The organism is Streptomyces sp. SM11 (assembly GCF_002910905.1).
Classification (GTDB): Bacteria; Actinomycetota; Actinomycetes; order Streptomycetales; family Streptomycetaceae; genus Streptomyces.
This window is the reverse complement of the sequence record NZ_NEUE01000212.1, coordinates 61,673-74,171: the sequence shown is the minus strand read 5'-3', so window position 1 is coordinate 74,171 and position 12,499 is coordinate 61,673. Positions and strand designations below refer to the sequence as shown.

The following is a 12,499-nucleotide window of genomic DNA, read 5'->3' as shown; positions in this document are numbered from 1 at the left end:
TCCGGAACGGCGGGCCCTCACTCATACGTGGAGTGATCGTGGAACGTCGGACCTTCTTGCGCACCGCGGTGATCGGCAGCTCGGCGGCGGCCTTCGGCGGCACGCTGTGGCGGGGCGCCGCCTTCGCCGACCCGGCCCAGCCGGCCCCCGGCCCGTACGGCGCCCTCCAGTCGGCCAACGGCGACGGCATCCGGCTGCCGAGCGGCTTCACCAGCCGCGTCGTCGCCCGTTCCGGGCAGACCGTGCCCGGCACCTCCTACCGCTGGCACCGCGCGCCCGACGGCGGCGCGACGTACGCCGACGGCTCGGGCTGGATCTACGTCTCCAACGCCGAGGTGTCCCCGAGCAGCGGGGGCGGGGCGAGCGCGGTGCGGTTCAACTCCTCGGGGACGGTGACGTCCGCGTACCGGATCCTGTCCGGCACGAACAACAACTGCGCGGGCGGCTCGACCCCGTGGAACACCTGGCTGTCCTGCGAGGAGGTCACCCGCGGGTATGCGTACGAGACCGATCCCTGGGGGGTGAACGCGGCGGTGCGGCGTCCGGCGATGGGCCGCTTCAAGCACGAGGCCGCCGCCGCCGACCCGGACCACGGGTACGTCTACCTCACCGAGGACGAGAGCGACGGCCGCTTCTACCGCTTCCGGCCCACGACGTGGGGGAACCTGTCGAACGGCACCCTTCAGGTGCTGGTCGCGGGCACGGGCACCTCGGGGCCGGTGAGCTGGGCGGACGTGCCGGACCCGGCCGCCTCCTCCACCCAGACCCGGCACCAGGTGTCCGGGGCGAAGGTGTTCAAGGGCGGTGAGGGCTGCTTCTACGCGGCGGGCACCTGCTGGTTCACCACCAAGGGCGACAACCGGGTGTGGGCGTACGACGCGAACGCCTCGTCGATCTCGCTCGCCTACGACGACTCGCTGGTGACGGGCGGTGCGGCCCCGCTGACCGGGGTGGACAACGTCACCCGGTCCGGATCCGGAGACCTCTACATCGCGGAGGACGGCGGGAACATGGAGATCTGCCTGATCACGCCGGACGACACGGTGGCCCCGTTCCTGCGGATCACCGGCCAGTCCCGTTCGGAGATCACCGGGCCCGCGTTCTCGCCGGACGGAAGCCGGCTCTACTTCTCCTCGCAGCGCGGGACGAGAGGAAGCTCCTCCGGGGGCATAACGTACGAGGTGAAGGGGCCCTTCCGCAGCTGACGGGGGTTCGGCCGAGGGCGGCTTCGGCTGACGGCGGTATTCCCTGACGGCGGTTTTCGGCCACTGGTCGCGGTCGGGGCACCTCCGGGCGACGGGCCGGCCGGCGCGGGTCGCCGCGTCGGCCCGGCGTACGGCCGAGGTCAGGCCTGGCCCTCGGCAGCGGCCGGGTCCATCCACATGACCTCCCAGATGTGGTGGTCGGGGTCCTGGAACGAACGGCCGTACATGAATCCCAGGTCCTGCGTCCCGCCCGCCGGGAACCCACCGGAGGCCAGCGCCGCGTCGACGATCTCGTCGACCTTCTCGCGGCTGTCGGCGCTGAGCGCGAGGATGACCTCGGTCGCCTTCGACGCGTCGACGACGTCCTTCCTGGTGAACTCCTTGAAGCGCGGCTCCGTCATCAGCATCGCGAAGATCGTGTCGCTGATGACCAGACACGCGGCCTTGTCGTCGCTGAACTGCGGGTTGGTCGTGAAGCCGAGCTTCCCGAAGAAGCCCACCGTGGTCTCCAGGTCCTTCACCGGCAGGTTCACGAAGATCATCCGAGCCATGGCCGTTTCCTCTCCCTCTGTCCCGTGGCGCCCTCGGTGGCCCGTCGGGCGCTCTCGATGGTTGGACGGCACGGCCGCACAGAACTCATCGCCGTTCGGCGGACGGATTCTCGCGGCCCGCCGCGGAGGGGCGGCCGCGGCTCAGGGCAGGGCCAGCGGGGCGCCACCGCGGAGCAGGGAGCCGCCGAGCGGGGTCAGCGTATGCAGGACCGAGCTGCCGTGGCGCAGCGTCAGGACCAGGCCCGCCTCGCGCAGCACGGAGGCGTGCTGGCTGGCGGAGGCCAGCGACACCCCGGCCCGGCGGGCGAGTTCGCTGGTGGTGCAGCCGTTGCCGATGGCCTGGAGGATGGCCGAGCGGGTGTGCCCGACGAGCCGGCCGAGCCAGGGGCCCGGCTCGGCGAAGTCCGGGGCGCCGGGGTTGGTCACCGGGTAGACGAGCACCGGCGGGAGTGACGGGTCCCGGTAGACGACCGGTGTGCCCCGGCAGAAGAAGGACGGCTGGAGCAGCAGCCCGCGCCCGTCCAGGTGCAGATCGCGGTCGACCGGGTAGTCCGCCTCCAGCACGGGTGAGCGCCACCGGATCATCGGCGGCAGGGTGGCCAGGAGCCCGTCCGCGCCGCCGTCCAGCAGGGCCCGTCCGCGGACGGCTCGGTCCGCCTCGACGCTGGCCCTGATGTGCGGCCAGTAGGGCTCCACGGCCGCGTAGTGGTAGCTGCGGAGGGCTCCGATGAGCCGGGCGAGCGGCTCGGCACGGTCCTCCACGAGTGCGGCGGGCGGCGCCGCGCCCGCTCTTCCCGCTCCGACGTCCCGCTGACCGACCGACCGGTCTGCCCGCTGCCGTACACGCCCGGCGGCCAGCAGTTCCAGCTCCGCGTGGACGCGGTCGGCGGGGGTGTCGCGCAGCGCCTCCATTCCGACGTCGAGCCCGAATGGCTCGGCGCCTTCCTGGGAGGGCGTCAGGAAATCCGGGAAATAGCCGCGGGGCGGGACGACCGCCGCCAGCAGCTGCGCTTCACCATTCAACCGAGCCCGGGATTCCGTACGCCATTTTCCGAACACCGACGAAGCGCGCCGGTCCCTGAGCCGGTGAAAACTGAGAATGGTTTCCCACAAGGCGTCCGGTCTCGTGGCCATCCGCACCCGCGAAAGGTCCAGCCTGGACACATGGATACGCAGCACTACTCCCCCACCTGTTGCATCCGCAATTGCCCCCACCGAAGGGTATGCGGGCCGTCACAGGAGGTCACCACGGGGTTTCGGCCAGAAGTGAAAGGTGTCGCCCAGTTCCGCTTCACCCGAAAGGCTGTACGACGTCGGGTACGCATCCGGTGCCCACCGGATGAGCACGTGAAGGCCGTGGGGGGCTTTGTGTGTTCGGCGGCGGTGGGCGACGGTGCGGCTCCGTACCCGACGGGGGTAAGCCGGGTGCGGTCCATGGGTGGGGATCCATGGACCGCACCCCGGTCCCCCGACCGTCACCCGAATTTCTTTGCGTATTAAACGAAGCAATGTGCTCTGCGCCACATTCTTCACGCGACATTCGGTGCGCACTTCTGACGGCTTCTCCGCGCCGCCGGTCATTTCCGCGCACGGCACTCCCGTACCGCCGGTCACACCGGGCCCCTTGGCCGTCGATCGTTCCCGGTCAGCGCAGCGCAAGGCGAAGCGGCGGCACCCCCGCACAGGGTGCCGCCGCTTCTCGGTGGGCCTTGAGGCCATGGTCGGCGGGCAGGGCTGTTCGTGCAGCCCTGCCCGTGAGGGTCCGGAACGTCTCCGCGCCCCGGACCCATGAGCCCGGGTCAGCGGCTGTCACTGCCCCGGGACTCGGCTGCGGCCCGGCCGGCCTCAAGGCGGGCGACCGGGATACGGAACGGCGAGCAGGAGACGTAGTCCAGGCCCACCTCGTGGAAGAAGTGCACCGACTCCGGGTCACCGCCGTGCTCGCCGCAGACGCCGAGCTTGAGGTCCGGGCGGGTGGCCCGGCCGGCCTCGACGGCGCTGCGGACCAGCGCGCCGACGCCGTCCTTGTCGATCGTCTCGAACGGGGAGACCCCGAAGATGCCCTTCTCCAGGTACGCGGTGAAGAACGAGGCCTCCACGTCGTCGCGGGAGAAGCCCCACACCGTCTGGGTCAGGTCGTTCGTGCCGAACGAGAAGAACTGCGCGGCCTCGGCGATCTGACCCGCCGTCAGTGCGGCGCGCGGCAGCTCGATCATGGTGCCGATGGTCAGCTTGAGGTCGGTGCCGGTGGCCGCCTGGACCTCGGCGATGACCCGGTCGGCCTCCTCGCGGACGATCTCCAGCTCCTGGACCGTGCCGACGAGCGGGATCATGATCTCGGGGCGCGGGTCGCCCTTGGCGTTCTTGCGCTGGGCGGCCGCCTCGGCGATCGCCCGGACCTGCATGGCGAACAGGCCGGGGATGACGAGGCCCAGGCGCACACCGCGCAGGCCCAGCATCGGGTTCTGCTCGTGCAGCTTGTGCACCGCCTGGAGGAGGCGCAGGTCGTTCTCGTTGGCGTCCTTGCGGGACTCGGCGAGCGCGACCCGGACCGACAGCTCGGTGATGTCGGGGAGGAACTCGTGCAGCGGCGGGTCCAGGAGACGGACGGTGACGGGCAGTCCGTCCATCGACTCGAACAGCTCGATGAAGTCGGCCTTCTGGAGCGGAAGGAGAGCGGCCAGCGCGCTCTCGCGCTCGTCATCGGTGTCCGCGAGGATCAGCTTCTCGACCATCTCGCGGCGCTCGCCGAGGAACATGTGCTCGGTGCGGCACAGGCCGATGCCCTGGGCGCCGAAGCGGCGGGCGCGCAGGGCGTCCTCGGCGTTGTCGGCGTTGGCCCGCACGCGCAGCCGGCGCACCCGGTCCGCGTACGCCATGATCCGGTGCACGGCGGCGACCAGCTCGTCGGCGTCGTCGGCCCCGGCGTGCATCCGGCCCTCGAAGTACTCGACGACCGGGGACGGCACGACGGGCACCTCGCCCAGGTAGACCTTGCCGGTGGAGCCGTCGATGGAGACGAGGTCGCCCTCCTCGATCACCCGGCCGCCGACCGTCATCCGGCGGCGCTTGGTGTCGACCTCCAGGTCCTCGGCGCCGCAGACACAGGTCTTGCCCATGCCGCGCGCCACGACCGCCGCGTGCGAGGTCTTGCCGCCGCGTGAGGTCAGGATGCCCTCCGCGGCGATCATGCCTTCGAGGTCGTCGGGGTTGGTCTCACGGCGGATCAGGATGACCTTCTCGCCGGAGCGGGACCACTTGATCGCGGTGTACGAGTCGAAGACGGCCTTGCCGACGGCGGCACCCGGCGAGGCTGCGATGCCACGGCCGAGCAGCTCGGTCTTCGCCTCGTCGTCGAAGCGCGGGAACATCAGCTGGGCGAGCTGGGCGCCGTTGACGCGCTGGAGGGCCTCGGCCTCGTCGATCAGGCCCTGGTCCACGAGCTGGGTGGCGATCCGGAAGGCGGCACCGGCGGTGCGCTTGCCGACCCGGGTCTGGAGCATCCACAGCTGACCGCGCTCGATGGTGAACTCGATGTCGCAGAGGTCCTTGTAGTGGTTCTCCAGCGTCTCCATGATCTGCATGAGCTGGTCGTACGACTTCTTGTCGATCGACTCCAGATCGGCGAGCGGCACCGTGTTGCGGATACCGGCGACGACGTCCTCGCCCTGCGCGTTCTGGAGGTAGTCGCCGTAGACGCCCTGGTGGCCGCTGGCCGGGTCGCGGGTGAAGGCGACGCCCGTACCGGAGTCGGGGCCCAGGTTGCCGAAGACCATCGAGCAGACGTTGACGGCCGTGCCGAGGTCGCCGGGGATGCGCTCCTGGCGGCGGTAGAGCTTGGCACGGTCCGTGTTCCACGAGTCGAAGACCGCGTTTATGGCGAGGTCCATCTGCTCCCGCGCGTCCTGCGGGAACGCGCGTCCGGCCTCGGTCTCGACGATCTTCTTGAACTGCTTGACGAGCTTCTTGAGGTCGGCCGCGGCGAGGTCGGTGTCGATGCTGACCTTCTTGGCGTGCTTGGCCGCCTCCAGGGCCTCCTCGAAGAGATCGCCGTCGACGCCGAGGACGGTCTTGCCGAACATCTGGATGAGCCGGCGGTAGGAGTCCCAGGCGAACCGCTCATCGCCGGACTGGGTGGCGAGACCGGCCACCGAGGCGTCGGAGAGGCCGATGTTCAGCACCGTGTCCATCATGCCGGGCATGGAGAACTTGGCGCCGGAGCGGACGGAGACCAGCAGCGGATCGTCGGCCTGGCCGAGCTGCTTGCCCATGCGCTCTTCCAGCGCTCTGAGGTGCGCACTCACCTCGTCGCGCAGCGCGGTCGGCGCGTCGCCGCTGTCCAGGTAGACCTTGCAGGCCTCGGTGGTGATCGTGAAACCCGGAGGGACGGGCAACCCGAGGTTGGTCATCTCGGCGAGGTTCGCACCCTTGCCGCCCAGAAGATCCTTCAGATCCTTGTTGCCCTCGGTGAAGTCGTAGACGAACTTCTGGGGATCTTTGTTTTCCGACACGGGTCTCGACTCCTCGAGGACGCGGTGGCTGCCCTGACGGCGAGGAACATACCCAGATCGAAGGTGTATGGGTACGTCCACTTGGTCGTCATGCGACCGCAACCACCCGTCCGCCAGCGGATTGAAAGGGCCGCCCGGTCGAAGCATCCGAACTCTTACCTTCACCTCCTGAAGGCGATATGGCCGAAACTCGACCCCAGCCGCTCATTCGAGCGACCTTCTCACCATTCGAGTCCACTTCTCGAAGCCAGCGGGGTGGCACTGAGTGCCACGTCTTCCAGAAGTGCAGCCATCCCCAATTCGCTCATCTGAGCGCAACCCTGATCAAGGGTGGCGTGAATCACGCTCGTTTCGGACCCCGGATTTCAGGATCCGGACGCCTCAGGCAGTCACGGAGCACCCCGAGGTCGACCTCTTCCAGGCTACGGGCGAAGGTCCGCCCCCGCGCGGGCTCCACCGGCAGCAGCGAGGGCACCACCAGCACCGCGCACCCGGCGGCGTGCGCGGAGGCGGTGCCGTCCGGGGAATCCTCGACGGCGACGCAGGCCGAGGCCGGAACGCCGAACCGGGCCGCCGCCGCCATGTACGGGTCCGGATGCGGCTTGGTCCGTACGGTGTCGTCGGCCGACAGGGCGAAGGCGAAGTCCGCCCCGGCCAGCGACCCAGCCACCACCGCGTCCACCACGCTCCGGGGCGAGGCGCTGACCAGGGCGAACGGCACCCGGGACCGCTCCAGTGCGGCGAGCAGCCCGGCAGCCCCGGGGCGCAGCGGGGCGCCCGCGTCGACCTTGCGGAAGAAGGACGCGGTCAGCTCGGCGGCCACGCCGGGCAGTGCGGCGGCCGTCCCGCCCGTGACGTCGACCAGATGAGCGGCGGTGTCCGCGACGGCCCGGCCGACGACCTCCGGCGCGTCCGCGTCGGACAGCCGGTGCCCGAGTCCGGCGGCGACCTCGTGGGCCGTGTCCCACCACAGCACCTCGGTGTCGACGAGAGTGCCGTCCATGTCGAGGAGCACGGCGGCGGGCGTCGTCATGCCGCTGCCTTCCCGGCCGAGGACTCGCGTACCGGCGCCACGGGGACGACGAGCACCGGGCGCGGTACGGGCGTGACCCGGACCCGTACGCCGGGCAGCAGGTCCACGGCGTCGCGGGAGGGGAGGTCGGCCTTGAGCGCGACGCCGTCCGGGAGGTCGAGCAGGACCCGGGTGACCGAGCCGAGGAACGACGCGGAGACGACGGTGGCCGTGCCCTCGGGGTCGGCCTCGGCACGGATGCCCTCGGGCCGGATCAGCACGTCGACGGGCCCGCCGCCCGCCGGGGCCTCGCCGTCGACCGGCAGGGCGGCGCCCGCGACCTCGACCGTTCCGTTCCCGGTCAGGCGGCCCGGCAGCCGGTTCATGGTGCCGACGAACTCCGCGACGAACGCGGTGGCGGGACGTTCGTACAGCTCGGCCGGGGGCGCGCACTGCTCCAGGCGGCCCGCGTTGAGGACGGCGACCCGGTCGGCCATGGAGAGGGCCTCCTCCTGGTCGTGGGTGACGAAGATGGTGGTGATCCCGAGCGACAGCTGGAGGCGGCGGATCTCCTCGCGGAGCGAGAGCCGCACCTTGGCATCGAGTGCCGAGAGCGGTTCGTCCAGCAGCAGCACCCGGGGCCGCAGTGCGAGCGCGCGGGCCAGGGCGACCCGCTGCTGCTGGCCGCCGGACATCTGGTGCGGGAAGCGTCCGCCGTGGTCGGGCAGCCCGACCAGGTCGAGGAGTTCGGCGGCGGTGGCGTGCCGCTCGGCGGTGGACACCTTCCGTACGCGCAGGCCGAAGGCCACGTTGTCGCGGGCGTTCAGGTGCGGGAAGAGACTGTAGGACTGGAAGACCATGCCGGCGTCGCGCCGGTTGGCGGGTATCCGGAGGATGTCCTCGCCGTCCACCAGGACCTCGCCGGAGTCCGGCTGCTCGAAGCCGGCGAGCACCCGCAGCGCGGTGGTCTTGCCACAGCCGGAGGGGCCGAGGAGGGCGAGCAGCTCGCCGGGTTCGACGGTGAGGTCGAGTCCGTCGAGGGCCACGGTCGGGCCGAACGCCCGGCGCAGGGAGCGGAACTCCACCCGGGCTCCGGTGGCGGCGCGCCCGTGCGGGGCTTCGGTCCTGGGCGGCTCGGAACGTCCGGCGGTGGCGGTGGGCAGGGCTGACATGGGTGGCTACTCCTTGCCGGGTACGGGAGTGGGGGCGGCGGTGGGGACGGCGGCGGACGAACCGGTTCCGGCGCGGGAGAGGACGAGCAGCAGGGCCCAGGTAATCAGCAGGCTGAGCAGGGACACCGCGACCGACATCCGGGCCTCGGCGCCGGAGACGGAGACGATCCACACCGCGAAGGGCCGGAAGCCCAGCAGCGAGGCGACGGTGTATTCGCCGAGCACCAGCGCCAGGGTCAGGAAGGAGGCCCCGGCGAGCGAGGAACGCAGATTGGGCAGGATGACCCGGAGGATCACGTACAGCCGCCCCGCCCCGCAGTTCCGGGCCGCCTCCACCAGTGTGGGCACGTCGACCGCGCGCAGTCCGGCGTCCAGCGAGCGGTGCACGAACGGCAGCGCCAGCACGGTGTAGGCGAGCACCAGCACCACCGGGAACGACTCGTTCTGCACGGCGAGGAAGGTCTGGTAGAGGTGGGTGCGGGAGAAGTGGTCGGGCCCCCAGCGCAGCACCGTGGCGATCCCGGTGACCAGCGCGATCGGCGGCACCACCAGCGGCAGCATGCAGACGATCTCGACGACGGCGCGCAGCCGGGGCGGCCCGAGCCGGACCGCGACGAGGGCGGGCACGACGAGCAGCAGGGCCAGCGCGATCGTGGCGACGGCGAGGGAGAGCGAGAGGAACAGGCTCTCGGTGAAGCCTTCGGCCGACAGGATCCCGCTGTACGCGGCGAAGGTGACGCCCTGGTTCGGCACATGGACGGTGAAGACGAACGAGGAGACCAGCGGGGTGAGGAAGTACAGCCCGGCGACGGTGAGGACCGCGCCGCGCCAGTAGCGCGGGCGGCGACGGGCCGTCTTCACCGGGGCGGCGACGGGGGCCGTGGAGACAGGGGTCAGCGCAGCCATCGGGAACTCCGTCGCTGGAGGGGCAGGTAGACCGCCATCACCAGTCCGGCGATCACGATCATGTCGAGACTCAGCGCCAGGGCGACGTTCTCCTGGCCGACCAGGACGTTGCCCGAGAGCGCGTCGGCGATCTTCAGGGTGACCAGCGGAACGGAGCCGCCGACCAGGGCGGCGGCCGTGGCGTGCGCGGCGAAGGCGCTGCCGAAGAGCAGGACGAAGCCGCCGAGCAGCGAGGGCGCGAGGACCGGCAGTCCGACGTGTCGCCAGAACTGCCAGGTGGAGGCCCCTGTGTTGAGCGCGGCCTCCCGCCACTGCGGGCGCAGCCCGTCCAGCGCGGGAACGACGACGAGCACCATGAGCGGGACGAGGAAGTAGAGGTAGATGACGGTGAGCCCGGTGAAGGAGTAGAGGTTCCAGCCGAGGGCGTCCAGGTGTCCGATCTCCGTGACGACCCCGGAGATGCCGAGGGTCGCGACGAAGGCGAAGGCGAGCGGGATGCCGCCGAAGTTGGCGAGCACCCCGGAGGCGGTGAGCACCGCGCCGCGCAGGGCGCCGCGCCGGGAGGTGACGACGGCCTGGGCGATCAGCACCCCGAGCACGGTGGCGAGCGCGGCGGTCAGCGCGGACAGCTGGACGCTGCCGGTGAGCGAGCTGAGGTAGGGCCCCTGGAGCGAGCGCGCCAGGTGCTCGCCGGTGATCTCGGTGGTGCCGGCGACCGGGTCGTTGCGGGTGAGCGCCCCGTACAGCAGGGCCCCGGCGGGCAGTCCGAAGCAGAGCCCGGCGAAGAGGAGCAGCGGGAGCGCGCCGAGCCAGGTGCGGGGCGGCCGGCGGCGGCGCGGGACGCGGCCACCGGCCTGCACGGTGGCCGCCCCGGGCCCCGGGGGCGTCCCCGGGGCGGCGGACGGGTGGGGGACGGTCATCAGGAGACGGCCTTGTCCCAGTTCTCGGCGAGGGTGGCGCTGGCCTGGTCGAGTTCCTCGGAGCTCGGGAAGGCCGGGGTGCCCGCGACCTCGGGCAGCTTGGCGACGAAGGACTTGTCGGCGGTGCCGTCCTCGGTCATGGCGGGCAGCAGCACGGGGCGGGCGTAGCCCTTGAGCCAGAGGTTCTGGCCCTCGGCGCTGTACAGGTACTCCATCCACAGGCGGGCGGCCGCCGGGTGCGGGGCCTCCTTGTTGATGGCCTGCGAGTAGAACTGGGCGTAGACGCCGTCGGCCGGCACGGAGACCTTCCAGTCGACGCCCTTGCCCTTGAACTGGTCGGCGTACCCGGCGTTCAGGTAGTCCCAGTCGATGCTGATCGGCGTCTCGCCCTTCTCGACGGTCGCCGGGGTGGACTCGACGGGGATGAAGTTCCCGCTCTTCTTCAGCTTGCCGAAGAAGTCGATGCCGGGCTGGATGTCGCCGAACGAGCCCTTGCTGGCGAGCGAGGCCGCGTAGACACCGCCGAACGCGGAGCCGGACTTGGTCGGGTTGCCGTTGAGGGCGACCTTGCCCTTGTACTCGGGCTTCAGCAGGTCGGCGAAGGTCTCGGGGCAGGTCTTGATGCGGGCGGCGTCGCAGCCGATGGAGACGTAGCCGCCGTAGTCGTTGTACCAGCGGCCGTCCGCGTCCTTCTGGCTGTCGGGGATCTGGTCCCAGGCGGTGACCTTGTACGGGGCGAAGAGGTTCTCGGCGGCGCCGCTGCGGGCGAAGGCGATGCCGAGGTCGAGGACGTCGGGGGCGCGCTTCTGGCCCTTGCGGGACTTGACGGCGGCTATCTCGTCGGAGCTGGAGGCGTCCGGGGTCTCGCTCTTGATCTTGACCTTGTACTTGTCCTGGAAGGCCTTGATGACCTCGCCGTAATTGGCCCAGTCCGGCGGCAGGGCGATCACGTTCAGCTCGCCCTCCTTCTCGGCGGCGGCGACCAGCTTCTCCAGCCCGCCGAAGTCGGCGACCGAGGTGGCCTCGGTGGACTTGACCCCGTTCACCCCGGTCGCGGCCTTCTCCTCGGGTGCGGCGCCGCACGCGGTGAGCGCGGTGAGGGCGGCGGTGGAGAGGGCGAGAGCGGCAACGGCACGGCCGTTGGCGCGGATACGGGGGCGGGGTCGGGCTCTGCGCACGGTGTGTCTCCCGGGAGCGAAGTGAGTGCCACTTGTTCATACAAGCTGGCACTAGTTCGCCCGCCCCAGGTGTCCGGTGAGTTAACGTCCGATGTCTGGTGCCGCAAGAGCCGAGGAAGAGGAAAGCCCACCATATCGGGGTAGTGGTAGGTACGGAGCTGTGCGTGCCGACGGCCTGAGGGGACGTTAGAGTGAGATACCGGACCAAGGCGCAGACACATACCTGTGCACAGCCCAGGACTCCGGTCAGGATCCTTACCAGCCGACCGATGGGGGGCACGTGGGCCGTTCACGCTACGAGGAGATCGCCGAGTCACTGCGGCAGTCGATCCGGGGCGGCGTATGTCCGCCGGGCTCCCGGCTGCCGTCCGAGAGCGACCTCGCCGCCCGCTGGTCCGTCTCGCGCGGCACGGTCCGCCAGGCGGTGGCGCTGTTGGCGTCCGAGGGCCTGATCGGCTCCCGGCAGGGCGCCCGCAGAGTGGTCCTGCGCCAGGAGCGCCGGCAGAGTTTCGAGCAGCTCAACAGCTTCGCGCAGTGGGCGCGGGCGATGGGCTGCGAGGTCTCCAGCCGCATCCTGACCCGCGCCACCCGCCCCGCGACCGACGAGGAGGCGGCCCGGCTGGACGCCGAGCCGGGCAGCGAGGTGCTGTACGTGCTGCGGCTGCGCCGGCTCGATGGGGAGCCGGTGATGATCGAGCGGACGGTGTACGCGGACTGGGTGGCCCCGACGGTCCGCGCGCTGCCGGAGGACTGCGTCTCGATCATGGACAGCATCGCGGAGCGGGCGGACGTCGTCGCGCACTACGGCGAGCACCTGATCGACGCGGTCGCGGCGGGCAGCGAGGACGCCCGGCTGCTGCGGGTGCGCCGGGCCAGCCCGCTGCTGCGGCAGCGGCATCTGACGTACACGGCGGCGGGCCGGGCCATCGAGTGGACGGACGACCGCTACCGGGCGGGCAGCGTTGTCTTCAACGTGATGAACTCCGCGTCGGCGGCCCCGCTGGAACGCCACGCGGGCCCGGACGTGGGCGGCTGAGGACTTCT

Annotated in this window: 10 protein-coding genes; 2 read left to right on the top strand and 8 right to left on the bottom strand. The window is 71.1% G+C overall.

The genetic code is table 11. From position 1 onward, the window contains the following. The first annotated feature begins 38 nt into the window (after positions 1-38). Positions 39-1,205, top strand: coding sequence for an alkaline phosphatase PhoX (locus tag B9S58_RS20920; RefSeq protein ID WP_103533695.1), 1,167 nt, complete (start codon positions 39-41; stop codon positions 1,203-1,205). Positions 1,206-1,345: 140 nt separating this feature from the next. On the opposite strand, the gene B9S58_RS20915 is transcribed toward B9S58_RS20920, so the two are convergent. The 8 genes from B9S58_RS20915 to B9S58_RS20880 form a co-directional block, all read right to left on the bottom strand. Then, complete coding sequence (locus tag B9S58_RS20915) at positions 1,346-1,756, bottom strand: VOC family protein (RefSeq protein ID WP_103533637.1); 411 nt, start codon at positions 1,754-1,756, stop codon at positions 1,346-1,348. 141 nt (positions 1,757-1,897) lie between these two features. Beyond that, entirely contained in the window at positions 1,898-2,779 is an 882-nt protein-coding gene (locus tag B9S58_RS20910; RefSeq protein WP_374935698.1) for an ArsR/SmtB family transcription factor, read from the bottom strand. A 776-nt stretch (positions 2,780-3,555) separates the two neighbouring features. Then, a complete protein-coding gene (ppdK, locus tag B9S58_RS20905) occupies positions 3,556-6,267 on the bottom strand; it encodes a pyruvate, phosphate dikinase (RefSeq protein ID WP_103533635.1) in 2,712 nt (903 codons plus the stop codon). Positions 6,268-6,607: 340 nt separating this feature from the next. After that, positions 6,608-7,300, bottom strand: a complete 693-nt coding sequence (locus B9S58_RS20900; RefSeq protein WP_103533634.1) for an HAD family phosphatase — start codon at positions 7,298-7,300, stop codon at positions 6,608-6,610. After that, a complete protein-coding gene (locus tag B9S58_RS20895) occupies positions 7,297-8,451 on the bottom strand; it encodes an ABC transporter ATP-binding protein (protein WP_103533633.1) in 1,155 nt (384 codons plus the stop codon). The genes B9S58_RS20900 and B9S58_RS20895 overlap by 4 nt, the downstream gene beginning before the upstream one ends. A 6-nt stretch (positions 8,452-8,457) precedes the next feature. Further along, a complete protein-coding gene (locus tag B9S58_RS20890; protein ID WP_181009391.1) occupies positions 8,458-9,357 on the bottom strand; it encodes an ABC transporter permease in 900 nt (299 codons plus the stop codon). Further along, entirely contained in the window at positions 9,345-10,277 is a 933-nt protein-coding gene (locus tag B9S58_RS20885; protein ID WP_181009390.1) for an ABC transporter permease subunit, read from the bottom strand. The genes B9S58_RS20890 and B9S58_RS20885 overlap by 13 nt, the downstream gene beginning before the upstream one ends. Further along, positions 10,277-11,455, bottom strand: coding sequence for an ABC transporter substrate-binding protein (locus B9S58_RS20880; protein WP_103533632.1), 1,179 nt, complete (start codon positions 11,453-11,455; stop codon positions 10,277-10,279). Before B9S58_RS20880 ends, B9S58_RS20885 begins: the two co-directional genes overlap by 1 nt. 280 nt (positions 11,456-11,735) lie before the next feature. Here B9S58_RS20880 and B9S58_RS20875 point away from each other — a divergent pair, with 280 nt between their 5' ends. Beyond that, positions 11,736-12,491 carry a GntR family transcriptional regulator gene (locus B9S58_RS20875; RefSeq protein WP_103533631.1) on the top strand — a complete coding sequence of 252 codons (756 nt, stop codon included), beginning with the start codon at positions 11,736-11,738 and terminating at the stop codon, positions 12,489-12,491. Positions 12,492-12,499 lie beyond the last annotated feature (8 nt).